Source organism: Neorhizobium puerariae (genome assembly GCF_042429745.1).
Taxonomy (GTDB): Bacteria; Pseudomonadota; Alphaproteobacteria; order Rhizobiales; family Rhizobiaceae; genus Neorhizobium; species Neorhizobium puerariae.
The window spans coordinates 26,071-52,473 of the sequence record NZ_JBHMAA010000005.1 but is presented as its reverse complement, the minus strand read 5'-3'; the positions used below and the strand labels follow the sequence as shown (position 1 = coordinate 52,473).

19 protein-coding genes are annotated in these 26,403 nt (G+C 63.3%); 5 read left to right on the top strand and 14 right to left on the bottom strand.

Annotation, left to right across the window (positions count from 1 at the left end; all coding sequences use genetic code 11):
• The first annotated feature begins 128 nt into the window (after positions 1-128).
• From ACFFP0_RS03335 to ACFFP0_RS03315, 5 genes are all read left to right on the top strand, one after another.
• Positions 129-392: a YMGG-like glycine zipper-containing protein gene (locus ACFFP0_RS03335; protein WP_377256184.1), complete on the top strand. Its 264-nt coding sequence runs from the start codon at positions 129-131 to the stop codon at positions 390-392.
• A 180-nt stretch (positions 393-572) separates the two neighbouring features.
• A complete protein-coding gene (locus tag ACFFP0_RS03330) occupies positions 573-2,498 on the top strand; it encodes an autotransporter assembly complex protein TamA (RefSeq protein ID WP_446692704.1) in 1,926 nt (641 codons plus the stop codon).
• Between the two features lie 29 nt (positions 2,499-2,527).
• Entirely contained in the window at positions 2,528-7,024 is a 4,497-nt protein-coding gene (locus ACFFP0_RS03325; RefSeq protein ID WP_377256176.1) for a translocation/assembly module TamB domain-containing protein, read from the top strand.
• Positions 7,025-7,529: 505 nt separating this feature from the next.
• A complete protein-coding gene (locus ACFFP0_RS03320) occupies positions 7,530-9,317 on the top strand; it encodes a methyl-accepting chemotaxis protein (protein ID WP_377256173.1) in 1,788 nt (595 codons plus the stop codon).
• The gene (locus ACFFP0_RS03315; protein ID WP_377256170.1) at positions 9,317-9,796 is read left to right on the top strand and encodes a chemotaxis protein CheW; all 480 of its coding nucleotides are present in this window, start codon (positions 9,317-9,319) and stop codon (positions 9,794-9,796) included. The genes ACFFP0_RS03320 and ACFFP0_RS03315 overlap by 1 nt, the downstream gene beginning before the upstream one ends.
• A 69-nt stretch (positions 9,797-9,865) precedes the next feature.
• Here ACFFP0_RS03315 and ACFFP0_RS03310 read toward each other — a convergent pair whose 3' ends face one another.
• The 14 genes from ACFFP0_RS03310 to ACFFP0_RS03245 all read right to left on the bottom strand — a co-directional run bounded on the left by ACFFP0_RS03310 (position 9,866) and on the right by ACFFP0_RS03245 (position 26,353).
• Entirely contained in the window at positions 9,866-10,915 is a 1,050-nt protein-coding gene (locus ACFFP0_RS03310; protein WP_377256167.1) for an aldo/keto reductase, read from the bottom strand.
• A gap of 251 nt (positions 10,916-11,166) precedes the next feature.
• On the bottom strand, positions 11,167-12,822 hold the full coding sequence (locus tag ACFFP0_RS03305; protein ID WP_377256164.1) for an OFA family MFS transporter: 1,656 nt from the start codon (positions 12,820-12,822) through the stop codon (positions 11,167-11,169).
• Between the two features lie 73 nt (positions 12,823-12,895).
• Positions 12,896-13,246, bottom strand: coding sequence for a formate dehydrogenase subunit delta (locus ACFFP0_RS03300; RefSeq protein ID WP_377256161.1), 351 nt, complete (start codon positions 13,244-13,246; stop codon positions 12,896-12,898).
• Positions 13,236-14,063, bottom strand: a complete 828-nt coding sequence (gene fdhD / locus ACFFP0_RS03295; protein ID WP_377256224.1) for a formate dehydrogenase accessory sulfurtransferase FdhD — start codon at positions 14,061-14,063, stop codon at positions 13,236-13,238. The genes ACFFP0_RS03300 and fdhD overlap by 11 nt, the downstream gene beginning before the upstream one ends.
• A gap of 244 nt (positions 14,064-14,307) precedes the next feature.
• Positions 14,308-17,187 carry a formate dehydrogenase subunit alpha gene (gene fdhF / locus ACFFP0_RS03290; protein WP_377256158.1) on the bottom strand — a complete coding sequence of 960 codons (2,880 nt, stop codon included), beginning with the start codon at positions 17,185-17,187 and terminating at the stop codon, positions 14,308-14,310.
• Between the two features lie 234 nt (positions 17,188-17,421).
• On the bottom strand, positions 17,422-18,978 hold the full coding sequence (locus ACFFP0_RS03285) for a formate dehydrogenase beta subunit (RefSeq protein WP_377256155.1): 1,557 nt from the start codon (positions 18,976-18,978) through the stop codon (positions 17,422-17,424).
• Complete coding sequence (locus ACFFP0_RS03280) at positions 18,975-19,454, bottom strand: formate dehydrogenase subunit gamma (protein WP_377256152.1); 480 nt, start codon at positions 19,452-19,454, stop codon at positions 18,975-18,977. Before ACFFP0_RS03280 ends, ACFFP0_RS03285 begins: the two co-directional genes overlap by 4 nt.
• Positions 19,455-19,634: 180 nt before the next feature.
• Positions 19,635-20,528 carry a LysR family transcriptional regulator gene (locus ACFFP0_RS03275; RefSeq protein ID WP_377256149.1) on the bottom strand — a complete coding sequence of 298 codons (894 nt, stop codon included), beginning with the start codon at positions 20,526-20,528 and terminating at the stop codon, positions 19,635-19,637.
• A gap of 224 nt (positions 20,529-20,752) precedes the next feature.
• Positions 20,753-21,160: a F0F1 ATP synthase subunit epsilon gene (locus ACFFP0_RS03270; RefSeq protein WP_377256146.1), complete on the bottom strand. Its 408-nt coding sequence runs from the start codon at positions 21,158-21,160 to the stop codon at positions 20,753-20,755.
• 75 nt (positions 21,161-21,235) lie between these two features.
• Complete coding sequence (gene atpD, locus ACFFP0_RS03265; RefSeq protein WP_377256143.1) at positions 21,236-22,666, bottom strand: F0F1 ATP synthase subunit beta; 1,431 nt, start codon at positions 22,664-22,666, stop codon at positions 21,236-21,238.
• 24 nt (positions 22,667-22,690) lie between these two features.
• Positions 22,691-23,569 carry a F0F1 ATP synthase subunit gamma gene (locus ACFFP0_RS03260; protein ID WP_377256140.1) on the bottom strand — a complete coding sequence of 293 codons (879 nt, stop codon included), beginning with the start codon at positions 23,567-23,569 and terminating at the stop codon, positions 22,691-22,693.
• Positions 23,570-23,611: 42 nt separating this feature from the next.
• Positions 23,612-25,141, bottom strand: a complete 1,530-nt coding sequence (atpA, locus tag ACFFP0_RS03255; protein ID WP_377256137.1) for a F0F1 ATP synthase subunit alpha — start codon at positions 25,139-25,141, stop codon at positions 23,612-23,614.
• Positions 25,141-25,707, bottom strand: a complete 567-nt coding sequence (locus tag ACFFP0_RS03250) for a F0F1 ATP synthase subunit delta (protein WP_377256134.1) — start codon at positions 25,705-25,707, stop codon at positions 25,141-25,143. The genes atpA and ACFFP0_RS03250 overlap by 1 nt, the downstream gene beginning before the upstream one ends.
• Before the next feature lie 262 nt (positions 25,708-25,969).
• Positions 25,970-26,353: an AGROH133_08824 family phage infection protein gene (locus ACFFP0_RS03245; protein WP_377256131.1), complete on the bottom strand. Its 384-nt coding sequence runs from the start codon at positions 26,351-26,353 to the stop codon at positions 25,970-25,972.
• Positions 26,354-26,403: the final 50 nt, after the last annotated feature.

Below are 26,403 nucleotides of genomic sequence, written 5' to 3'. Positions count from 1 at the left end.
GATGGCCCGTATGGACTCTTGCGCGCGGCGACCTATTGTTCCGACAGATGGCCGCCGGAGGGCAGATCGGCAGAATGCGGTGAACCCGCCCGGCGGCACGGAAATTAGGAAACATCAAGGAGGATGTTATGAAGAAAGCCATGGTGCTCTTGCTGGTGGGCGCTTCACTCGCCAGCTGCACCGCCACCGAACAGGGCGCCGGCATCGGCGCTGCGTCGGGCGCTGTCATCGGCGGGCTTGCCACCGGCAATGTCCGTGGCGCCGCCGTGGGCGCGGCAATCGGCGGCGTTTCGGGCGCACTGATCGGCTCCGTCGCCGAGCAGCCCGGCCAGTGCTATTACCGCGACCGTTACGGCCGCCGCTATATCGACAATTGCCCGCGCCGCTACTGACAAACGCTCGGATTGTACCCGAAAATGTGGCCCCGGAGCACGCTTCGGGGCTTTTTCTTTCATGAAATCATCACGAAAGGCAGACGAGGGGTACCCCGTTCGGTCTTTTGCGGTTAGATAGCTTTCTTCGTTAGGGGGCCGTGACGGCTTCCGGCCGTGGAATCGACAGTTAATTTGCGTATGCTGAACAAAAGCACTGGGCGGACACAGAACCGGAAGCTGAGGAGAGCAGGCACCGCAGCAATGCTCGCCACGGTCGTCCTGCTTTTTCCGCCGCTCGCCGGCAGCGCCCACGCCTTCAAGCTCTTCGGCATGACGATCTTCGGCAAGGACGAGGAAACGGTCGAGGTGATCGATCCCGTCCGCTACAAGGCGACCCTCCAGACCGGCGATGCCGGCAAGGACCTCAAGGAGCGGCTCGAAAATGCCGCATCGCTCGTCACCGACGAGAAACAGCCCGTCTCCGGAGATCTCGGCGTCGTCATCAAGGCCCGCGAGGATCGCGACCGGCTGATTGCGGTCCTTTACGAAGAGGCCCGCTACGGCGGAACGGTGCACATCTCCGTCGCCGGCACCGACATCGACCACTTGCCGCCCAATCCGGCCTTCGACCACGCCTCCCCGGTTCCGGTAACCGTCCGCATCGATCCCGGCCCGGTCTTCAAACTCGGCTCGGTGCGTTTCGACGGAGACGCAGCCGGACGCGATCCCTCGAAATACGATCTGGTTCCCGGCGGAGGGGCCGGTTCCCTTGTCATCCTCAAGGCCGGCGAGCGGCTTCTCGTCGACCTCAAGGACGAAGGCCGGCCGCTTGCGAAGCTCACCCAGCGGCAGGTGACGGCCGATCACCAGACGAAGACCGTCGATGTCGTGCTCGGCGCCGTCGGCGGCCCGGTGGCACCGTTCGGCGCGGTGGCGGTCAAGGGATCGCGAGCCGTCGACGCCGCGTTCGTCAGCCGCTATTCCCGGCTCGACAAGGGCGGCCCCTATTCTCCGGAACAGCTGAAGAAGGCGAACGATCGCCTGCGCGAGCTCGGCGTCTTCTCAAGCGTGACGATCCGCGAGGCGGACAAGCTCGCGCCCGACGGTTCGCTGCCGCTGACCATCGAGGTTTCGGAAGGCAAGTACCGCTATTTCGGTTTCGGAGCGGAATATTCCTCGCTCGACGGCATCGGCCTCGAAGGTTACTGGGGCCATCGCAATCTCTTCGGCGAGGCGGAATCGCTGCGCATAGAAGGCTCCGTCTCCGGGATCGACGCTACGACCGATCTCAGCACCTTCAACTATTCCGCCGGCATCGTCTTCACCAAGCCGGGCGCGTTCGTGCCGGAAGCCACTTTCGAATCCCGCCTGGAAGCCAAAAGCGAGACGCCGGACCCTTATGATGCCCAGTCGGTCATCTATTCGGCCACCATGGCTTACGAACTGAACGAAACGGACAAGCTGACCGGCGGCGGCGAGATAGCCTGGATCAACACCGACGACGCGTTCGGCAAGAACCAGTACCTTACCGTCAGCCTGCCACTCGGCTTCGAGCGCGATGCGCGCGACAACAAGCTCGACCCGACCGAGGGCTATCACGCGACGCTTGCGGCAAAGCCGAGTTACGAGATTCTGGACGGCACGATCTTCTCCTCTTTCGAAGGTTCGATTGCCGGCTATCTTGGGCTCGGGGAAGAAAACGGCGTCGTGCTTGCGGGCCGGCTTGCGGCGGGCACGCTGGTCGGCGCCGACAGCCTCGAAAGCATTCCGGCGACGCGCCGGTTCTTCGCCGGCGGCGGCGGATCGGTGCGCGGCTACAGCTATCGGGAAATTTCGCCCTACAACGGCGCCGACGAGGCGACCGGCGGGCGATCCTATGCGCTCGGATCTTTCGAAGTGAGGGTAAAAGTGTCAGAAAACATAGGCATTGTACCTTTTATGGATGTCGGTACGGTTTCCACCGGAATCATGCCTGATTTTTCTGATATACGTGCCGGCGCAGGGATTGGCGTACGATATGCCACGCCTTTCGGACCGCTCCGATTGGATGTTGCTATTCCGTTGCAACGCTATGACGGCGGCAGCCAGTACGGTATCTATGCGGGCATTGGACAGGCATTCTGAAGGGCATTGGGAAAGGTAACATCTCGGGCATGACGCTGATGGTTCGCCTGTTGAAATGGATTTTGAAGGCCGCGCTTGGCGTGGTCGCGATCCTGTTCGTCATGGCGCTCGGCGTTGTCCTTTTCGTGGCGCTGACGCCCGTCGGCGGCCGCGTCGCGGCCGAGCGCATTTCCGCGATCGTTTCCACGCCGGACCGGACGATCACCTTCTCCCGGCCGGAGGGCCTGCTGACCGGCGACCTGCGGATCGATGCTCTCACCCTTTCCGACGAGGCGGGCCCCTACGCCCAGATCGGCGGCATCAAGGTCGACTGGTCGCCGGCCGCGCTGGTTGGCGGCATTTTCCGCGCCGAGCACATTTCCGCCGAAACCGTCAATCTCATCCGGCCGCCGCGGCCGTCGAGGAACCCGCCCGCGTCCCAGGCGACGTCGGGTTCCTCGGGGTCGCCCTTGCCGGTCGGCATCCGGGTCGCCCAGATCGACCTGCCGGACATCAATCTCGCACAGGCATTGTCGGGCCGTGACTTCTCGCTTTCGGTCAAGGGCTCCATCGACGCAACCGGGCCGGACATTTCGCTCGATCTCCACGCGACCCGCAAGGACGAGCCGGATGCGAAGGCATCGGCCGACATAGTCTACGCGCCTTCCGAGAACCGCCTGACGCTGAAAGCCGCCATTTCGGAACCGCAGGGCGGCCTGCTTGCCCGCCTTCTGCGCCTGCCCGGTGCGCCCGCCGTGGAATTGGCGCTCGATGGCGCAGGCCCGCTGTCCGGCTGGGCCGGCAAGTTGCAGGGCAGCGTCGGCGGCGCCCCGGTCATCTCGGTGGACGGCAGGCACGTGCTGGTCGAGAACGGCAGGCATCGGGTGGAGATAACCGGCGGCGGACAGCTCGCGACCCTGCTGCCGCCAGCCTTCCGGCCCCTGTTCGGCGGCACGACCGATATCAACATCGCCGCCATCTATACCCCCACCGGCCGTGTCGACATCGAGCGCGGCGACCTCACCTCCGGCGCCGTCAGGATTTCCGCCAAGGGCGCCTGGGACCCGACGGGCGACAACAGCCTGACCGCCGGGCTTGCTGGCACCAATGGCCCGGTGGATTTCGTCTGGCCGATCAACGGCCAGGAAAGCCGTTTTGCCTTCGAGAGCATCAATTTCACGCTGACCGGCGCGGCCGCCTCGGCCCGCTTCAATGCGACAGCCGCCTTGAACGCCGCCGAACTGCCGCAGGGCCGCTTCGGGCAGATCCGCCTGCAGGCGGAAAGCGAAGACCTCAATCTCGTCAACCGCTCGGGCAGCATCCGCAGCCGGTTCACGATCGCCCGCACGGATTTTGCAAGCGACGACCTCGACCGGGTCATTCGCGGCCCGGTGACGCTCGACGCACCGCTCAGGCTTGCACCGCCGGCCATCGGTCTCGACGCGGCGACCTTCGACAGCGCCAACGTCAACGGCACGCTTTCCGGCGCATACGACACGTCGAAGCAGACGGTCACGGGCAATTTCCGCGTCTTCGCCAATCCCGCCGTGCTGCCGCCGTCGCTGGTCTCGAAATTCGAGGGCAAGCTTTCCGCCGAGGGCTATGTCAATATGGTGGTCGGCGGGCGCATGAGTCTCGAGAATTTCGTCATGCGCTCCAATGCGGTCGAGGCGAACGGCAGCGTCCTTCTCGACAATCAGACGGTGACCAGCCGCCTGGCCGGCCGCATGCCGGACCTGAAGCGCTGGCTCCCGGAAGCCGAAGGCGCCGCCGGCTTTGACATCGCCGCCAATGGCCCCTTGAACGCGATGGGGATCAGGGCGGTCGTCAACTCCGCGGACGCGCGCCTTGTCGGTCGCAAGCTGCAGAACATGAGCTTCGTCCTCGAAGGCACCGCCGATCCGAATGCGCCCAAGGGCAAGCTGACGGCGACCGGCTCCCTGGATAGCCAGCCGATCCGCATCAACGCCGACATAGCCTCGGCACAGGGCCGCACGAGCGCGCCGGCGATCAGCGCCGAAGTCGGCCCCAACAAGCTCAACGGCGCGTTGAGCTTCTCGCCGGACTTCCTGCCGGAAGGCCAGGTGACCTTCGATTTTCCGGATGTCTCGCTGCTTGCCGCCCTTGCAGCCCAGCAGGCCCAGGGCGACCTTCGCGGCACGGTGATATTGAGCAACACCGACGGCAAGGCCGGCGCCGTCATCCGCGCCTCGGGCAATGCGCTTCGCCGGGGCTCGGTCGAGATCGCCCAGCCGAACGTCGATCTCGCCATTCCCGATATCAGGGCGATTGCAGCCGAAGGCACGGTACGCGCCGCCCGCATCGGCGCAGGATCGGTCGGCATCGACGACATCAATCTCGGCGTCAGCCTTGACGGCGGAAGGACGGACTTCGATCTCACCGCCCAATACGACAACGCGCCCCTCAAGGCCGTCGGCGATATCCAGACCGGAGCCGACCTTTCCGTCGGCATCGAAAGCTTCAGCGCGGCGCCGCGCAACATCCCGATCAGGCTCGCCGCGCCAACCCGCATCGCTATTGCCAACGGAGGCGCGCGGCTTGCCGGCCTGACGCTCGCCACCGGCAACGGCAGCGTGACGGTCGATGGCACGGCGGGCACCTCGCTCGACCTGACCGCCAATATCAAGGCGCTGCCGGCCAGCCTGCTCAACTCCTTTGTTCCGGCGATCAACGCCGCCGGCACGATCACCGGCACCGTGAACGCCACGGGGTCCGCTTCGGCTCCCGCCATCCGCTATGATCTGGAATGGAGTGATGCACAGCTTCGCCAGACGCGCGATGCTGGCATCAGCCCGTTTCGCCTTCAGGCAAGCGGAAGCTTCGCCAACGGGACAGTCGCACTAGACTCGACGCGCCTGACCGGGTCCGGCGGACTGGACCTCTCCGCCACGGGCCGGGTCATCCTTCAGAACGGCGTCCCGGCTCTCGATATCAATGCCCGCGCCAATGCGGTGCCGGCCAGCCTGATCAACGCATTCGCACCGAGCCTCGGCGCAAAGGGCACGATTTCCGGAACCGTGACGGCTGCGGGAACACCGCAGGCTCCGGCCGTCCGTTATGATCTCCGGTGGGCCGATGCCGGCGTCAGCCAGACCACGTCCGTCGGGCTCGCGGCGCTCAACATCACCGCCAGCGGCACCTTTCAGAATGGCGCCGTCACGGTCGACACCCGCCTTTCGGGCGGAGGCGGCATCGCGCTTTCGGGCGGAGGTTCCGTTTCGCTGGCAGGAGAAAAGCCGCTCGATCTGAAATTCAAGGGACAGCTGCCTTTCTCCATCCTCTCGGGGCAACTGGCAGCCCAGGGCTTCGTGCTGGAAGGCACCGGCAATGTGGATGTGGCCATCGGCGGGACGGCGGCCGCACCCGCGATCACGGGAACGGCCTCCTCCTCCGGCGCACGGCTTGTCGATGTGCGGCGCAATCTCGCCATTACCGACCTTGCCGCCAACGTCTCCTTCGACGGAAACAGCGCCAATATTTCCCGGCTGTCCGGCAAGCTCTCCGGGGGTGGCACGGTCTCGGTCCAGGGCACGGTCGGCATCACTCCCGCTTCCGGCTTTCCAGCCGACCTGAAAATTACGCTCGCGCAGGCGAGCTATGCGGACGGCACGCTCTTCGCCGTAACGGCCGACGGTGCACTGACGCTTACCGGCCCGTTGACCGCAGGCCCCGTTCTTGGTGGCCGGGTCACCCTCACCAAGGCGGCGATCACCGTGCCGGCCCGGCTGCCGACTTCGCTCACCGCAATCGACATCCGCCATCGCAACGCTCCGCCTGACGTGCTGCGGCAGATGGAGGAACTGCGGCCGAAAGGGACCACGGGCAGCTCGAGACCGATTGCGCTCAACCTGCAGATCAGCGCCCCCAACGGCATCTTCGTCCGTGGGCGCGGCATCGATGCCGAGCTGGGCGGCGATCTGACGGTCGGTGGCACAGCGGTGGCGCCGGTCGTCTCGGGCGGCTTCAAGATGCGCCGCGGCCGCATCGTGATCCTCGCGAAACGGCTCGATTTCACCAACGGCGACATCACCTTCGGCGGAGGCCTGATCCCGATCCTGAACATGGAGGCCAACACGACCTCCGCCCAGACGACGATTACCGTGAAGGTCACGGGCGTGGCCAACGACCCCACCATCACCTTCTCGTCCTCCCCTGCCCTGCCGCAGGACGAGGTCCTGGCGCGCCTGATCTTCGGCCAGTCCATGTCGCGACTTTCGCCGCTGCAGATCGCCCAGCTCGCCGATGCGGTCGCCCAGCTCGCCGGCGGAGGCTCGACATCTCTCCTCGAAACCCTGCGCAGCAATCTCGGCGTGGACGATCTCGACATAAATACCGATGAGACAGGGCAGACGACCGTATCGGTCGGCCGCTACATCAATAATCGTACCTACATACAGGTCGAACAGGGCGGATCGAGCGGAGCACAGGCTACGATCAACCTCGATATCGGTCGGGGCGTGAAACTCAAGGCCGGCGCGGGAACCGAAGGCGGCAAGGCCGGCATCTTCTATGAACGTGAGTACTGAGGCCTCATTGCCAGCCTGACCTGCGATGTGCCGCCAGCCGAGGCTTACCCGGCGGTCTGGAATTTATTCCCTGCGGTCTGGAAAGAAGACCGCCCGCAGGCCCATTCCGTCGACCGACGCTCCTTCAGGCAAAAATCCCAATTGTGACAATCAGATGGACCCAGCGGCCGACCGCCATTTTTCTTCTGCATTCCCAGCGCCATCAATCGTTTCCGAAAGCGAAAAGGACAAAGCCGCTCCCTTCAATGTATTTCATGAGAATATATTCATCGAATCCTGTTAAAGCGATGCTTTATACTCAAGGATTCTAAAATTGACATTGCACAAGACGGATACGTATTCCCCGCAGACCGGAGAGAGACAAGAATTGACCTCGCGTTAAGTTTTACGGGCTATTTATTGTAAGACTCAAGCATCCCGTGAAGGGTGTGATGCTTATCTCGTGAAGCGACGATGGCGGCTTGAGCCAAGGCATGAACTCACAAGCCGGAGCACGCGAAGACAGATGTCTATCCTTTCACTTCCAGGCGCTGATGCGAAAGCAGTACTTGCTGCACTCGGCAGATCACAAGCCATCATCGAATTCGACCTGTCCGGCCACGTGCTTACGGCCAATGAGAATTTCTGCAAGGCTCTCGGCTATTCGCTTTCCGAAATCGTCGGCAAGCACCACAGCATGTTCTGCGAGCCGGCCTACGTAAAATCGCAGGCCTACAAGGATTTCTGGGCCCGCCTTGGCAGCGGCAAATATGATGCCGCCGCGTACAAGCGCATCGGCAAGGGCGGCCGCGAAATATGGATTCAGGCCTCCTACAACCCGGTCCTGTCCGGCGGCAAGCCCTACAAGGTCATCAAGTTCGCGACGGACATCACCTCCGCGAAGCTGAAGGCTGCCGAGGACGAAGGCAAGATCAACGCAATTTCGCGCACGCAGGCGGTCATCGAGTTCACGCCCACCGGCGACATCCTCACCGCGAACGAGAATTTCCTCTCCTGCCTCGGTTATCAGCTCGACGAGATCGTCGGCAAGCACCATAGCATGTTCTGCGAACCTGCGTTCCGGGACAGTCCCGACTATCGCGAGTTCTGGAGAAAGCTGGCGGGCGGCGAAGCGATCGCCCAGGAATTCAAGCGGATCGGCAAGGGCGGCAAGGTTGCCTGGATACAGGCCTCCTACAATCCGATCTTCGATGCCGATGGCCGTGTTTTCAAGGTCGTGAAATTCGCAACCGATATCACCGAGCGCGTACGGGCGGTCGATGACCTCGCCGTCGGCCTTACCGCATTGTCGAACGGCGACCTCACGGGGCGCATCGAAAAGCCCTTCATCCCGACGCTGGAACAGATCCGCATCGATTTCAATGAAGCGCTCGGCAGGCTTGCGGATGCCATGCGCACGGTCGGCGAGAATGCCGAGGGCATAGCATCCGGCTCCGGCGAAATCCGCCAGGCCTCCGACAGCCTCGCCAAACGAACCGAACAGCAGGCCGCTGCAGTCGAGGAGACCGCCGCAGCGCTTGAGGAGATCAGCCGCACCGTCACCGACAGCGCCAAGCGCGCCGAGGAGGCGGGTGGCCTGGTTTCCCGGGCGAAAAGAAGCGCCGAACATTCCGGCGCCGTGGTCCGCAACGCCGTCGGCGCCATGGGGCAGATCGAGAACTCCTCCAACGAGATCTCCAACATCATCGGCGTCATCGACGAGATCGCTTTCCAGACCAACCTTCTGGCGCTGAATGCCGGTGTCGAAGCCGCCCGCGCCGGCGAGGCCGGCAAGGGGTTTGCGGTCGTCGCCCAGGAAGTCCGCGAGCTCGCCCAGCGCTCGGCCAATGCCGCCAAGGAGATCAAGGCCCTGATCACCACCTCTTCCGAGCAGGTGAAGCGCGGCGTGGCCCTGGTCGGCGAAACCGGCAAGGCGCTCGATGAGATCATCACCCAGGTGGACGAGATCAACAACAATGTCGCGGCAATCGTCGAAGCCTCCCGCGAGCAGTCGACGGGTCTCAAGGAGATCAGCAACGCCGTGAACTCGATGGACCAGAATACCCAGCAGAACGCAGCCATGGTCGAGGAGACGACGGCTGCCAGCCACAGCCTGGCCCGGGAAGCCGAGACCCTTCGCAATCTGCTGGCCCGATTCAGATTTGGGCAATACTCTTCGCATAGAGTTGCCCAGGCGCGGCCTGATGCACGCCCCGTCGCATCTCCGGCACGCAAACTCATGGCAACGGTCGCGCGCGCCGCATCAGGGGGAGCCGCTGCCGCCCAGGCAACGGACAGTTGGGAAGAATTCTGATGGCTACGACAATCAACTCCACAAGCTACAGCGGCGAAACGCTGGAAATCATCGCCTTCCGGCTTCACGATCAGGAATTCTGCGTGAAGACCACGACGATCCGCGAGATCCGCGGCTGGGCGCCCTCGACCCCGATCCCGCATGCCCCGCCGGATGTGATCGGCGTCATGAACCTGCGCGGGTCCGTCATCCCGATCATCGACCTTGCCTACAAGCTCGGCATGAAGAGCACGGTCGCCAACGAGCGGAGCGCCATCGTCGTGGCGGAGGTCCATAACATGGTCATCGGCATGCTGGTCGACCGCGTTTCCGACATCCTGACCATTCCTTCGAGCCAGGTTCAGCCGGTTCCGGAGATTTCCGCCTCCTTCGACAAGTCGTTCTCGGAAGGCATCATCGCCAACGAGAACGGCATGATCTGCTTCCTGAACCTTGCCAAGATGTTCAAGGGCAACGAAGCGGAAGAACTGGCCGCATAAGGGCGGACCGGACTATTTCAGAAAAGCCGCCCGCGCCACAGCGGGCGGCTTTTGTCTTTCAGCCGGCGATCATTCCCTTGGCTCGAACGGAGCCGGCCGACGACCGGCGCCCTGGCGTTCGAGCATCCAGCCCGGATATTCCGGCGCCAGCGCGCTTACCTCGTCGAGCTCCGCAAGATCATCCGCATCGAGCCTCAATTTGACCGCCTTGAGGTTTTCCTCAAGCTGTTCCAGCCGCTTCGCGCCGACGATCACGCTGGTCACGAACGGCTTGGCAAGGATATAGCCGAGCGCCACCTCGGCGACGCTGACGCCATGCCTGGCCGCCACGTCCCGCATCGCGGCGACGCACGCCCAGGCGCGGTCCTTGTCGACCGGCGGGAAATCGAAGTTGGCGCGGCGCCCCTCGCCATTGCCGGGCGCGCCGGGGCCGTACTTGCCGGAAAGCAGCCCGCCGGCAAGCGGCGACCAGACCATCAGGCCAAGCTTCTCTTCCTGCATCAGCGGCACGATTTCCCGCTCCAGATCCCGGCCGGCGATGGAATAATAGGCCTGCACCGTCTCGAAACGGGCAAAGCCCCTGCGCTCGGAAATGCCGAGCGCCTTTGCGATGCGCCAGGCCGTCCAGTTGGAGAGACCGACGTAGCGTACCAGCCCCCGCGATACGAGATCGTCCAGCGCCCGCAGCGTTTCCTCGATCGGCGTCACCGTATCCGTGCCATGGACCTGATAGAGGTCGATATGGTCGGTCTGGAGACGTTCGAGGCTCTGCTGCACCGAATCCATGATGTGGCCACGCGAGGCGCCGCGATCATTCGGCCTGTCGCCCATCTGGCCGAGGAATTTCGTGGCGATGATGACATCCTTGCGTGGCACTCCGAGATTCTTGAGCGACTGCCCGAGGATGCGCTCGGAATTGCCGAAGGAATAGACATTGGCCGTATCGATGAAATTGACCCCTGCGGCCAGCGACCGCTCGACGATCCTGTCGGCTCCCGCCTGGTCGAGATCGGCGATGATGCCCCAGGGCGTGCCGGGCTTTGCCTCGCCGAAGGTCATGGTGCCGAGGCAGATTTCCGAAACGAAAAGACCTGTATTACCCAATTGATTGTAGCGCATGGAGAACTCCCGTGTGCACCGAAGGCTATGGATGGATTATCTGTGTGCGGAGCCGGCTCCGGACAGGCGGGGCGCGTGTGTGTGCGTACGGATGTGCTGGGGAAGCGAGGTCCGGCCCCGGTCATCAATCTAGGCAGAAATCTCGCTCCGTCAACCGGAGCTGCCTCCGTTTTTGGCCTCAACTTTCCGTGCAGACAAAAAGGGCAGTCCGAAGACTGCCCTTCCGCGAATTTCGGTGCTTTCGCCCACGCTCAGCCGAACAGCGCGAAACTGCTCTTCAGCGTCACCCACACACCCCAGAGAAGGGGGATGCCGACCACGGCCCAGGCGAGCGCCGCCCTGGTATCCAGGCCACCCTTGCCGATGCCGAAGGAACCGGTCGGCCCTGTATTCGCCGCGGCCGATTTCGCCTGGAGGGAGGCGACTTCCTCGTCGCGCATGAACCACTTGTCGGAAAGCGGGCGGACAAGCGCATTGGCGATCAACCCGAGCGCCAGCATCCCGGCGAGGATATACATCGTACCGGTATAGAGTGCCGGCCCGGGTGCCACGCCTGCCGCGATCTGCGCTTCGCGGATGTAGTTCACCACCACGGGACCGACGATGCCGGCCGTCGCCCAGGCGGTCAGCAGGCGACCGTGGATGGCGCCGACGAACTGCGTTCCGAAAATATCCGCCAGATAGGCCGGGATAGTTGCGAAACCGCCGCCATACATCGAAAGGATGATGCCGAAGGCGAGCACGAAAAACGCCTTGTTGCCCATGTCGGCCAAGGTCGGGGCAGCCGCATAGAGAACGATGCCGAGAATGAAGAAAGTATAGTAGGTGTTCTTGCGGCCGATCTTGTCGGAGAGCGACGCCCAGAAGAAGCGCCCGCCGATGTTGAAGAGCGACAGGAGACCCGCAAAACCGGCGGCGATCGTGGCGATCTGCGCCTTCTGCCCCGCGTCGAGCTGCGAGAAGGAAAGCTGGGGCTGACCGATCAGCGAACCGGCGAAGATTTCCTGCAGCATCGGCGACGCCATGCCGATCACGCCGATGCCCGCCGAGACGTTCAGGCAAAGCACTGCCCAGATCAGCCAGAACTGCGGCGTCCTGTGCGCGTCACGAAGATGCACGTGCCTGTGGGTGATCATGGTGCTCTTGGAAGCCGGCGGTGTCCAGCCTTCCGGGCGCCAGCCGGCGGGCGGAATGCGGTAACCGAAGGCTCCCCCCATCATGAAGCAGAAATAGATCGCCGCCATTGCGACGAACGTCTGCCAGACGCCGACCGACGTGTCGGTCTTGAAATAGTTCATGAGGAGGTTTGCGAGCGGAGCCCCGATCATCGCGCCGCCGCCGAACCCCATGATGGCCATGCCGGTCGCCATGCCACGGCGGTCGGGAAACCATTTGATGAGCGTCGAGACCGGAGAGATATAGCCGAGCCCGAGACCGACGCCCCCGATCACGCCGGCGCCGATCCACATCAGCCAAAGCTGGTGGGTCATCACGCCGATGGCCGCAACCAGGATGCCGCCGCACCAGCAGCAGGCGGAAACGAAACCGGCCTTGCGCGGTCCGACCCGTTCCAGCCAGCCTCCCCATATGGCCGCCGAGCAGCCGAGCAGCACGAAGAAAAGCGTATAGATCCATCCAAGGTCGGCAACACGCCAGTTGCATGCCGTCGTGAAGAGCGCGGAGATCAGGTTCAGGCTGCTGCAGGACGGATCGGGTGTCCCGGGCAGCGCCTTCGAAAGCGGCAGCCAGAACACGCTGAAGCCATAGGCCATGCCGATGCAAAGATGGATGGCCAGGGCAGCCGGTGGCACGAGCCAGCGATTGAAGCCCGGTTTTGCGACAATACGTTCCCTGTCGAGGAGCCCGACATCGCCTGTCAGGCCCTCGTTCGTTTCTGCGGCTGCCATATGAGATATCCTCCCTCTGGATCATGAACGGCTATTCCTCCCTCCGGCCCCTTTTCCCTCCGGAAGGCTGAATTCATGCAGCACTTTCCGGCACGCCGGAAAGCGTTTCACCTGCTTCGGGACCTTTTCCGCCCGACGCATCTTTCATATCCCGCACCAGCGCGGCGCCCGGTCCCGCCTTGGCTTGCGGGCGGTGGATCAATGCCGAAGCCTCGATGACGAGCGGCAGAAACCCTGCCCCGCCCTTGTCGAGATGCTCGAAGAACTGCCGGCGCATGCGCGGCTCCCAGAATTTGTTGATATGGGTCGCGACCCCTTCCACCCGCACGTTTTCCGGCTGCGACATGAAGAAGGTGGCGATCTGGTTCGCCATGCGGATCAGCTTGTCGAGCACCAGTTGCTCGGGGCTCTTCTCATGCGACATCGGCGACAACTCCGGTGGTAATGCGATCGCTACGCGTAAAGATTTCGAAATCCTCGCCGCGCGTCAGCGCGATCAAGGTCATGCCCGCCTCCTCGGCGGTGCGGATGGCAAGCGCGGTCGGCGCGGAGATGGCGACCAGCACCGCGCTTCCGAGGATCGCGGTCTTCTGCACCAATTCGACGGAGATGCGGCTGGTGACGACGACGATGCCGTCCGCTCCTTTCGCACCCTCGCGAAGGGTCGCGCCGGCGAGCTTGTCGAGCGCATTGTGCCGTCCGACATCCTCGCGCACCGCGACCAGCCCCTTGCCGGGAACGAAGAAGCCGGCACCATGCACCGCATGCGTCTCCCGGTGCAGCGGCTGCGCACCGTTGAGCGCCGCGACCGCCTCGGCGATCTCCTTCGGCGTCAGCGCCAGCGAGACGTTCGAGACGTCCGGCACCACCCGCATGGCCTGGTCGATCGACTCGATGCCGCAAAGCCCGCAGCCGACCGGCCCCGCCATATGCCGACGCCTGGCGCGAAGCGCGTCTTCCTTGTCTTCCGCAAGCGTTACCTGAACGTCGAGACCGCGGCCCTCGTCGACGACCGCGATCTCCTCGATCTCCGCCATCGAGGAGATGATACCCTCCGTCAGGCTGAATCCCACCGCGAAGTCTTCCAGGTCGGCCGGCGTGCCCATCATCACCGCATGCGTGGAACCGCCATAGGAAAAGGCGATCGGCACCTCTTCCGGCACCACCCGCGAACCGACGCGGATCACACCGTTGCGGCGGGCGATCTCCGGGGCTGTGGCGGTGGTTTTGAATGAGTTCATTGAAAGCTGGAGCACGAATGCCCCCCTCTGCCCTGCCGGGCATCTCCCCCACAAGGGGGGAGAGCGGCCAGACGCAAACCCTTGCCTAACCGAGAAACTGAAGATCGCCGCGCTCTACACCCCAATACCGTGCCGCTTGTTTCCACGATGACGGGAGAGCACCACGCGAGCCCCATCCGCTCTCCCCCCTTGTAAGGGAGATGCCCGGCAGGGCAGAGGGGGGTGGAGCCGACGTAAACAGACACTACTCGGCAGCCTCCAGTTTCCCGGCGATCCGCCGCGACCGGCGGGACAGCGCGTCGTAATCCTCCTGCCACTCGGTCGGGCCGTTGGAAGGCGAGACCTGCACCGCCGTCACCTTGTATTCCGGGCAATTGGTCGCCCAGTCGGAGAAGTCGGTGGTGATCACGTTCGCCTGCGTGTTCGGATGGTGGAACGTCGTATAGACCACGCCCGGCGCGACGCGATCGGTGATCAGCGCCCTCAGCGTCGTATCGCCCGAACGGCTGGCGAGCTTGATCCAGTCGCCATCCTTGATGCCGCGCTGCTCGGCATCGTGCGGATGAATCTCCAGCCGGTCTTCCGCATGCCAGGCGACGTTATCGGTTCGCCGCGTCTGGGCGCCGACATTGTACTGGCTGAGGATGCGGCCGGTGGTGAGCAACAGCGGGAAGCGCGGGCCGGTGCGTTCGTCGGTCGCCACATATTCGGTGCGGATGAACTTGCCCTTGCCGCGCACGAAGCCGTCGACATGCATGATCGGCGAGCCGACCGGGAACTTCTCGTTGCAGGGCCACTGAACCGAACCCATCTTTTCCAGAGTGTCGTAGGAGACGAGCGCAAAGCTCGGCGTCGTCGCGGCGATCTCGTCCATGATTTCGGACGGGTGCTTGTAGTTCCAGGCAAGCCCCATGGCCTGCGCCAGCTTCTGGGTCACTTCCCAGTCGGCATAACCGTTCTTCGGGCTCATCAGCTTGCGGACGCGGTTGATGCGGCGCTCCGCATTGGTGAACGTGCCGTCCTTTTCGAGGAAGGTCGATCCCGGCAGGAAGACATGCGCGTAATTGGCGGTCTCGTTCAAGAAGAGGTCGTGGACCACGACGCATTCCATCGCGGCCAGCCCGGCCGAGACGTGCTTGGTATCCGGGTCGGACTGGAGGATGTCCTCGCCCTGGATGTAGATGCCCTTGAACGTGCCCTCGACGGCGGCATCCAGCATGTTGGGGATGCGCAGGCCCGGTTCGTTGTTGAGCGTCACGCCCCAGAGCTTTTCGAAAATGTCACGGGTCGCGTCGTCGGAGATATGGCGATAACCCGGCAGTTCGTGCGGGAACGAGCCCATGTCGCAGGAGCCCTGCACGTTGTTCTGGCCGCGCAGCGGGTTCACGCCGACGCCCGGGCGGCCGATATTGCCGGTCGCCATGGCAAGATTGGCGATCGCCATGACGGTGGTCGAACCCTGGCTGTGCTCGGTGACGCCGAGGCCGTAATAGATCGCGCCATTGCCACCCCTGGCATAAAGCCGGGCCGCGCCGCGGATCAGTTCCGGCGCCACGCCGGTGAACTTCTCCACAGCTTCAGGGCTGTGCTGTTCCTCGGATACGAACGCGGCCCAATCCTCGAACTCCGACCAGTCGCAGCGTTCGCGGATGAACGTCTCGTCGAACAGGCCTTCGGTGACGATGACATGCGCCAGCGCGGTCAGCACGGCCACATTGGTGCCCGGCTGCAGCGGCAGATGGTAAGCCGCCTCCACATGAGGCGTACGGACGAGGTCGATGCGGCGCGGATCGATGACGATCAGCTTGGCCCCCTGGCGAAGCCGCTTCTTCATCCGCGAGCCAAACACCGGATGGCCGTCGGTCGGGTTGGCCCCGATCACCACGATGACATCGCTATGCTCGACCGAGTCGAAATTCTGCGTACCGGCCGAGGTGCCGAAGGCCTGCCCAAGGCCGTAGCCGGTCGGCGAGTGGCAGACGCGGGCGCAGGTATCGACATTGTTGTTGCCGAAACCGGCGCGGATGAGTTTTTGCACCAGGAAGGTCTCTTCATTGGTGCAGCGCGACGAGGTGATGCCGCCGACCGCATCCCTGCCGTATTGATACTGGATGCGGCGGAATTCCGAAGCCACATGCGCGAAAGCCTCTTCCCAGGTCACTTCGCGCCATGGATCGGAGATCTTTTCGCGGACCATCGGGTTGAGGATGCGATCCTTGTGGGTCGCATAACCGTAGGCGAAGCGGCCCTTGACGCAGGAGTGCCCACGGTTCGCCTGGCCATCCTTCCAAGGCACCATGCGCACCAGTTCCTCGCCGCGCATCTCGGCCTTGAAGGAGCAGCCGACGCCGCAATAGGCACAGGTCGTGACTTCCGAATGTTCCGGCTGGCCGATGGCGATGACCGATTTTTCGGTCAGCGTCGCCGTCGGGCAGGCCTGCACGCAGGCGCCGCACGAGACGCACTCGGAATCGAGGAAATGCTCATGCATGCCGGGGGAAACCCGGCTCTCGAAGCCGCGGCCCTCGATCGTCAGCGCAAACGTGCCCTGCACTTCCTCGCAGGCGCGCACGCAGCGGGAGCAGACGATGCACTTGGAAGGATCGTAGGTGAAGTAAGGATTGGACTCGTCCTTCGGCATCCATCTGGCGTTGATCTCGCCATTGTTGCGGGCCTTGACGTGGTTGTCGCCCTCGTAACCGTAACGCACGTCGCGAAGGCCCACTGCGCCGGCCATGTCCTGCAATTCGCAGTCCCCATTGGCGGCGCAGGTGAGACAGTCGAGCGGGTGGTCGGAGATGTAGAGCTCCATCACGCCCTTGCGGATGTCCTTCAGCCGGCCCGTCTGGGTATGGACCACCATGCCCGGCATGACCGGCGTGGTGCAGGAGGCGGGTGTTCCGTTGCGGCCTTCGATCTCCACGAGACACAGGCGGCAGGAACCGAAGGCATCGACCATGTCGGTGGCGCAGAGTTTCGGCACCTGGATGCCGGCCTCCATCGAAGCACGCATGATGGAAGTGCCTTCCGGCACGGTGATCGAGCGCCCGTCGATGGTGAGCGTGACCTGGGCTTCGGACCGGGAAGCCGGCGTGCCGTAGTCGATTTCATGAACGAGGGACATTGGGTGTCTCCCTGCTGGAAAGAATGAACATGGGAGCAAGCTCGCCCCCCTCTGGCCTGCCGGCCATCTCCCCCACAGATAGGGAGATCACAAGTGGCAATGTCTTCCCGCCTCTCAGGCGGTTCATCAAGTTGCTACGCAATTTGTCCGGGAAGGCCCGCGAGCCCAGCCGATCTCCCCACCTGCGGGGGAGATGGCCGGCAGGCCAGAGGGGGGCTGACATGGTAAGAGTCATCACTCAGCCGCCTCCACCATCGGTGCCGGCTCAAAATCCTCCGGGAAATGCGTCATCGCGCTCATCACCGGATAGGGCGTGAAGCCGCCGAGCGCGCAGAGCGAGCCGAACTTCATCGTGTTGCAGAGGTCGGCCAGCAGCGCCTTGTTCTTCTCCGGCTCGATACCCTGCCGGATCTTGTCGGCCGTCTCTACCCCGCGCGTCGAGCCGATGCGGCAGGGTGTGCACTTGCCGCAGCTTTCGATGGCACAGAATTCCATCGCAAACCGCGCCTGTTTCAGCATGTCGGCCGTATCGTCGAAAACGGTGATGCCCGCATGGCCGATCAGCCCGTCCTTCGCCGCGAAGGCCTCGTAGTCGAACGGCGTGTCGAACAGCGCGCGTGGAAAATAGGCGCCGAGCGGACCGCCCACCTGCACCGCCTTCACCGGCCGTCCGCTCGCCGTGCCGCCGCCGATGTGATCGACGATCTCGCCGAGCGACAGGCCGAAGGCCGTTTCGTAAAGACCGCCGTATTTGACGTTGCCGGCGATCTGGATCGGGATCGTGCCGCGTGAACGGCCCATGCCGAAATCGCGATAGAAGGCGGCCCCGCGATCCATGATGACGGGCACGGAGGCCAGCGAGATGACGTTGTTGACCACCGTCGGCCGGCCGAGGAAACCTTGCAGCGCCGGCAGCGGCGGCTTGGCCCGCACGATGCCGCGCTTGCCTTCCAGCGAGTTGAGCAGGGAGGTTTCCTCGCCGCAGACATAAGCGCCTGCGCCGGAACGCACCTCCATATCGAAGGCATGGGCCGACCCCATGACCGACGGGCCGAGAATGCCGGCCGCCCGCGCGATCTCGATCGCCTGGCTCATCGTCGCGATCGCATGCGGATATTCGGAACGCGTATAGATATAGCCCCTGGTGGCGCCCGTCGCGATGCCGGCGATCGTCATCCCCTCGATCAGCACGAAGGGATCGCCTTCCATGATCATCCGGTCGGCAAAAGTCGCGCTGTCGCCCTCGTCGGCATTGCAGACGATGTATTTCTGCGGCCCTGCCGCATCCATCACCGTCTTCCACTTGATACCGGTCGGGAAACCCGCGCCACCGCGGCCGCGCAGGCCGCTGTCGGTCACTTCCTTGACGATCTCTGCCGGCGTCATGACGATCGCCTTTTCGAGACCTTTCAGACCCTGGTAGTGACGGTAGTCTTCGAGCGACAGCGGGTCGGTGACGCCGCAGCGCGAAAAGGTCAGGCGTGTCTGCTGACGGAGGAATGGGATTTCCTTCGTCAGCCCGAGACAGAGCGGATGATCGCCTCCCGTCAGGAGGCCCGCGTCGAACAAACCCTTCACGTCGCCGGCCTTCACCGGGCCATAGGCGATGCGGCCATGCTCCGTCCGCACCTCGACAAGCGGCTCAAGCCACAACATGCCGCGCGAGCCGTTGCGCACCACTTTCGCATCGAGGCCGCGGGCTTCGATCTCGTGGGCAATCGCCTTTGCCACCTTTTCGGCTCCGAGCGCGAGCGCTGCGGCATCGCGCGGCACGAAAATCGTCACGGTCATCGGCGCACCTCCGCAACGATCTCGCCAAGACAGTGCTCGTCGACCCGGCCATAGACCTCGTCGTCCAGCATGGCGGCAGGCGCGCAGGCGCAAAGGCCCAGGCAATAGACCGGTTCCAGCGTCACCGCGCCGTCCAGCGTCGTCTGGTGAAAGTCGATCCCGAGAAGCTGCCGGGCGCGATCCGCGATATGGTCGCTGCCCATCGACTGGCAGGCTTCGGCGCGACAGAGCTTCAGCACATGCCGCCCGGCCGGATGGTCGCGAAACTCGTGATAGAAGGTCACGACGCCATGCACCTCGGCACGCGACAGGTTGAGCTCGCTGGCGATGATGGGTTTCACATCATCCGGCACATAACCGAATTCCGCCTGGATCGCATGCAGGATCGGCAGCATCGGCCCTTCGAGATGCTTCAGATCCCTGATGATCTGAAGCGACCGCTCGGTGAGATCACCGGCGGAAATACGCATATTCATATCGTCTAGCCTCCCGGCTGATCCGTCTTTGATGCCTTGGCTCCAACGCCGCGGCCGCCATTTCGGATCAGAACGCTGGCGAAGCTGTCTGACAGTCGTACTTCGCCTATCCCGGGGAGTCTCGCAACCCAGCCCACAACCGTCAATAAAGGAGATCGGTTACGCGATAGAAAAAAACTATCAAGCCATGGCCGTCGGGCCGAGGCTACGCGCTTCGTGCAGGAGAGCCGAGACCAGCGGCGTAAACGGCTCACGATGGGTCGCCACCAACCCAACGATATGGCTGGCTTCCGGTTCGACGATCGGGATCGTGCGGATTTGCTCGGCAAAACCGAAGGATCGGGCGACGTTGCGCGGCATGATGCTCGCCCACCGGCCGGTGCCCACATGCGAAAGCAGCACGACCATCGAATTCGATTCCAGCATCGGCCGCACCGTCACACCCGCTTCCGCAAGATGCTGATTGATGATCCGGCGGTTCTGCATGTCCGGAGTCAATAGGCAGAGCCTAAGATCGGCCATCTCCTTCCAGGTGACGCTTTCCCGGTCGGCATAGGGCGCCCCTTCCGCCGTCACCAGATTGTACCGCTCGGCATAAAGCGGTACGCTGGTGACGCGGCCCAGCGGTTCATTGTCGAGATAGGTGATGCCGGCATCGATCTCGAAATTGTCAAGCTGGGAGAGTACCTGCAGTGAATTGCGGGAAACGACGGAAAAAGTGACGTCCGGATGCTTCGCCTGGAACGGCCCGGTCAGCCGCGGGATCATGGCCAGCGCCGTCGGGATCGATGCGAGCCGGATATGACCGGCGAGACCCTTGCGCGCCGCCCGCATTTCCTCGCGCATGGTGCGCGCATCGCCGACGATGCGCTTGGCCCATTCCAGCACGCGCTGGCCTTCCGGCGTCAGCCCCTGATAACGCGAGCCGCGCACCACGAGCTGTACGCCGAGCTGTTCCTCCAGTTGCCGGATCGCTGCCGAAAGCGACGGCTGCGAAATACCGCATTCCTCGGCTGCCCGGCCGAAATGACCTTCGCGCGCAAGCGCTATAAAGAATTCCAGCTTGTCGATCATCATACCCCTCCGTCCAGAAGGGCTAACCCGTCACCGGTGGATATACAAGCCGTCGCGCCGGACGGACAGGGACAGGGACAGGGACGGACGCCTTGCACAAAGCCATCGGGACATCGAGAGCAATGCATAACAAAAGAGGCCGGAACAGCGCAAACCGATGTTCCAGTCTCGCAATATATAAGGCGGCCCTGAAGGTCGCCCGCATTCGTCCAAGAAACCGACGCTCAGGCCGGTACGACGATGCCGTTCAGATGGGTCAATTCCGCCAGGAACTGCTCCAGCTTGGTCTTGTGCTCGTCGCTCTGGGCCTTGCTGATCTCGGCCTGGGTGGCCTCGATCCGCCGCTGCAGCGTCTCGCGGGTGATTTCGCTTGCCGGAACGGCCGACTCCGCAAGCAGAGTGCAGCTCGTCGGCAGGATATCCGCGAAGCCACCGAACACCACGTATTTGTTGACCTGGCCGGAAGCGAGCTTCACGGAAACCACGCCCGGCTTGATGGTCGTCATCGTCGGCGCATGGTTGGCGAGCACCGTCATTTCGCCGAGTGTCGCCGGGATCACCACTTCCGTGACCTTTTCCGAGACGAGCAGGCGTTCGGGCGAAACCAGTTCAAAGTTGAAAGCGTCGGCCATGACGGTCCACTTCCTTGCGTGTCTTATGCGGGAAGGGCGCGCCGGACAAGATCCCGCGCGCCGTCTCGGTTATGATCAGGCAGCTTCCGCCAGCTTCTTGGCCTTCTCGATCGCTTCTTCGATCGAGCCGACCATGTAGAAGGCAGCTTCCGGCAGGTGGTCGTATTCGCCGTTGACGAGGCCCTTGAAACCCTTGATCGTGTCTTCGAGCGCCACCAGCTTGCCCGGCGAACCGGTGAAGACTTCGGCGACGAAGAACGGTTGGCTCAGGAAGCGTTCGATCTTGCGGGCGCGGGCAACCGTCAGCTTGTCTTCTTCCGACAGTTCGTCCATGCCCAGGATGGCGATGATGTCCTGCAGCGACTTGTAGCGCTGCAGCGTCGTCTGGACCTTACGGGCGACTTCGTAATGCTCTTCGCCGACAACCATCGGGTCGAGCATGCGCGACGTGGAGTCGAGCGGGTCGACGGCCGGATAGATGCCCTTTTCAGCGATCGAGCGCGACAGAACGGTCGTTGCGTCGAGGTGGGCGAACGAGGTTGCCGGCGCCGGGTCGGTCAAGTCGTCGGCCGGAACGTAGATGGCCTGAACCGAGGTGATCGAGCCCTTGGTCGTGGTGGTGATGCGTTCCTGCATCTGGCCCATGTCGGTTGCGAGCGTCGGCTGATAACCGACGGCCGACGGGATGCGGCCGAGCAGAGCCGACACTTCGGAACCGGCCTGCGTGAAGCGGAAGATGTTGTCGACGAAGAACAGAACGTCCTGGCCCTTGTCGCGGAAGTCTTCAGCGATGGTGAGACCCGTCAGGGCGACGCGAGCGCGGGCGCCCGGCGGTTCGTTCATCTGGCCGTAAACCAGCGCGGCCTTCGAGCCTTCGCCGCCGCCATGCTTGTTGACGCCCGACTCGATCATTTCGTGATAGAGATCGTTGCCTTCGCGGGTACGCTCACCGACGCCTGCGAACACGGAATAACCGCCGTGTGCCTTCGCGACGTTGTTGATGAGTTCCATGATGAGAACGGTCTTGCCGACGCCCGCACCGCCGAAGAGGCCGATCTTGCCGCCCTTTGCGTAAGGCGCGAGAAGGTCGACGACCTTGATGCCGGTGACGAGGATCTGGCCTTCGGTCGACTGCTCGACATAGGCCGGGGCGTCCTGGTGGATGGCGCGCAGGTTGTCGCGGTTCAGAGGACCTGCTTCGTCGACCGGCTCGCCGATGACGTTCATGATGCGGCCGAGGGTCTGGTCGCCGACCGGAACCGAGATCGGAGCGCCGGTGTTCTTGACCTGCTGGCCGCGGACGAGACCTTCGGTCGAGTCCATCGCAATGGTGCGGACGGCGTTTTCTCCGAGATGCTGCGCGACTTCGAGAACGAGGCGGTTGCCGTTGTTGTCGGTTTCGAGTGCGTTCAGGATCGGCGGCAGGTCGCCGTCGAAAGCGACGTCAACGACGGCGCCGATAACCTGGGTCACTTTGCCGAGGGACGAGCCCGTTGCGGTAGCCATGATACTTACCCTCTTTCTTGACGGTCAGAGCGCTTCCGCGCCCGAAATGATTTCGATGAGTTCCTTGGTGATCTGCGCCTGACGCTGGCGATTGTAGGAGAGCGTCAGCTTGTTGATCATGTCACCGGCATTGCGCGTTGCGTTGTCCATCGCGGACATCTGCGCGCCGTAGAAGGAAGCGTTGTTTTCGAGCAGCGCCCGGAAGATCTGCACCGCAACGTTCTTCGGCAGCAGGTCCTCGAGGATTTCCTCCTCGCTCGGCTCGTATTCGTAGAGAGCGGAGGAAGCCTCCGTCGTCCCTGCGGTCTCGAACTTGGCCGGAATGATCTGGCTGGCCGTCGCGACCTGCGAGATCACCGACTGGAAGCGGGCAAAGAACAGCGTCGCGACGTCGAATTCGCCGGCGTTGAACAGGGCGAGAACCTTGTGCGCGACTTCGTCAGCCTGGGCGAAACCGAGCTGCTTGACTTCGCGGAAGGTGACGTAATCGACGATGTTCTCGCGGAACGATCGGCGCAGGATGTCGTTGCCCTTGCGGCCGACGGTGAGGATCTTCACCGTCTTGCCCTGTGAAAGCAGCCTCAGCGCATGATCGCGGGCGAGGCGGATGATCGAGGAATTGAACCCCCCGGCCAGACCGCGTTCGCCGGTCGCGACGATCAGCAGGTGAACCTGATCCTTGCCCGTGCCCGAAAGCAGGAGCGGCGCTTCGGCATTGCCGGCGCTGGCGGCCGAGAGACCGGCCAGCACCTTGTTCATCCGCTCCGCATAGGGGCGGGCGGCCTCGGCTGCCTCCTGGGCGCGGCGCAGCTTCGCCGCGGCGACCATCTTCATCGCCTTGGTGATCTTCTGCGTCGCCTTGACGGAGGCGATCCGGTTTTTCAGATCCTTAAGTGAAGGCATCCGTTATCGGTCCCCTGGGGGTTAGTTTGGCTTGATCCGGTCTCAGGCGAAAGTCTTGGCGTAGCTGTCGAGAGCGGCCTTGAGCTTCGCACGGGTGTCGTCGGAAAGCTGCTTCTCGCTACGGATGGTATCGAGGATGGCCTTGCCTTCGGAGCGGAGGTAGGACAGCAGTCCCTGCTCGAACTTGCCGACATCACCGACGCCGATCTTGTCGAGATAGCCGTTGACGCCTGCGAAGATGACCGAGACCTGCTCTTCCGTCTTGAGCGGAGAGAACTGCGGCTGCTTCAGGAGCTCGGTCAGGCGGGCGCCACGGTTCAGCAGGCGCTGCGTCGAGGCATCGAGGTCCGAACCGAACTGCGCGAAGGCGGCCATTTCGCGATACTGCGCAAGTTCGCCCTTGATCGAGCCAGCAACCTGCTTCATCGCCTTGATCTGCGCGGCGGAGCCGACGCGGGAAACCGACAGGCCGACGTTAACGGCCGGACGGATGCCCTGGTAGAACAGGTCGGTTTCGAGGAAGATCTGGCCGTCGGTGATCGAGATCACGTTGGTCGGAATGAAGGCCGAAACGTCGTTACCCTGGGTTTCGATGACCGGCAGCGCGGTGAGCGAACCGGCGCCACGTTCGTCGGAGAGCTTTGCGGCGCGCTCCAGGAGACGGGAATGCAGGTAGAAAACGTCGCCCGGATAGGCTTCGCGACCCGGCGGGCGGCGCAGCAGCAGCGACATCTGGCGGTAGGCGACGGCCTGCTTGGAAAGGTCGTCATAGCCGATCAGGGCATGCTGGCCGTTGTCGCGGAAGTATTCGCCCATGGCGCAGCCGGCGAACGGAGCGAGGTACTGCATCGGAGCCGGGTCGGAAGCGGTCGCGGCGACGATGATCGAATACTGCAGGGCGCCACGCTCTTCGAGAACCTTGACGAACTGGGCAACGGTCGAACGCTTCTGGCCGATAGCGACATAGACGCAGAAGAGCTTGTCGTTGTCCGGGCCGTTGTCGTGGATCGGCTTCTGGTTCAGGATCGTGTCGAGAATGATCGCGGTCTTGCCGGTCTGGCGGTCGCCGATGACGAGCTCGCGCTGGCCGCGGCCGACCGGGATGAGGGCGTCGATGGCCTTGAGGCCGGTCGACATGGGCTCATGCACCGACTTGCGCGGAATGATGCCCGGAGCCTTGACGTCGACGCGTGCGCGACGGGTCGCATTGATCGGGCCCTTGCCGTCGATCGGGTTGCCAAGCGCGTCGACGACGCGGCCGAGCAGCTCGGGACCGACCGGAACGTCGACGATGGCGCCGGTCCGCTTGACGGTGTCGCCTTCCTTGATCTCGCGGTCGGAACCGAAGATAACGACGCCGACATTGTCGGCTTCGAGGTTCAGCGCCATGCCGCGGATGCCGCCCGGGAACTCGACCATCTCACCGGCCTGAACATTGTCCAGACCGTAGACGCGAGCGATACCGTCACCGACGGACAGAACCTGGCCGACCTCGGAGACCTCGGCTTCCTGGCCGAAGTTCTTGATCTGGTCCTTGAGAATTGCGGAAATTTCCGCTGCACGGATATCCATCAGCCAACCTCTTTCAATGCAAGCTTAAGGGTGGAAAGTTTGGTGCGAAGGGATGTGTCGATCTGACGAGAACCGACCTTGACGATGAGCCCGCCAAGGATCGACGGGTCGACCGTTACGGCGATCGAGACGTCCTTGCCGGTCACGCCCTTCAGCGCCGACTTGAGTTCAGTTTCCTGCGCGGCGGTTAGCGCATGCGCCGAGGTGACCTCGGCAGTGATTTCGCCGCGATGCTCGGCGGCGATCACGCGATAGGCGCGGACCATGCCAGGCAGAGCGAAAAGGCGCCGGTTGCCGGCGACGACCTTGAGGAAATTGCCGACCAGCCCCGAGATGCCGGCCTTGGCCGCGACGGCCGTTACGGCCTTCTGCTGCTCCTCGGCGGAAAAGACCGGGCTTGCGACCAGACGTCGCAGGTCTTCACTTTCATCCAGCAGCGCCTGAAAACGATCAAGGTCGGCACCGACTTTATCGACCGACCCAGCCTCCAAAGCCAGTTCGAAAAGCGAGGAAGCGTAACGCTCCGCCACACCGGAAATAAGCTGGGACGTGTCAGCCACGGGCACAGTTTCCCTGTATTGCCATCCAAGCGCCTGATCTTCGGGGAGAAGTTCAGCAAGACCTTGAAATCGTTTGATTATTTCTCAGAACCTGTAGAGCTTCCACTCTACCCTTTCCAACTTTCGCGGTCCGTCTAGCATAGGATGTAGGGACTCGCAACACGCCTGATAGAGGAAAAAGCCTTGGATGCAAGGGCTTGGATAGCATTTTATGCCACAGGCGGAGGGATTTTCGGGCGACCGTAGCCGATAGTCTCAGATCGGGGCGTCAAACATAGCCGAAGACATAGGCGAGCGGCCCGCCGGAAAGCACAACCTGAAGTAAGAAAAATGCTATGTTTCGGGGCGTGAGCGCCCGGTCGAGGGCGCAGGAAACGAGACGTCCCGCGGCGGCGAAACCCAGCGCGATCCCGAGCACCATGTAGATCCAGTCCTGGGCGAGCATGATGGCGGCCAGGCCGAGCCCGAGATGATGCGCGCCGGCGGCGCGGGTGGCGGCATATCCTTCCGGCCGCACCTCGCCGATCTGGAACGCCATCAGGCGCAGGACGGAGGCGGGGAAGACGAGGGCGAAGAGCCCGATGGCGGCTGTCGCCGCGGCACAGACAAAGGCAAGTTGCTCACCCAGTTCGGTGGGAAAATAGAATTCCATCCGGTCCTCGCATCATTCGAATCGCCCGATTCTAAGGCAAGTGGTAAACA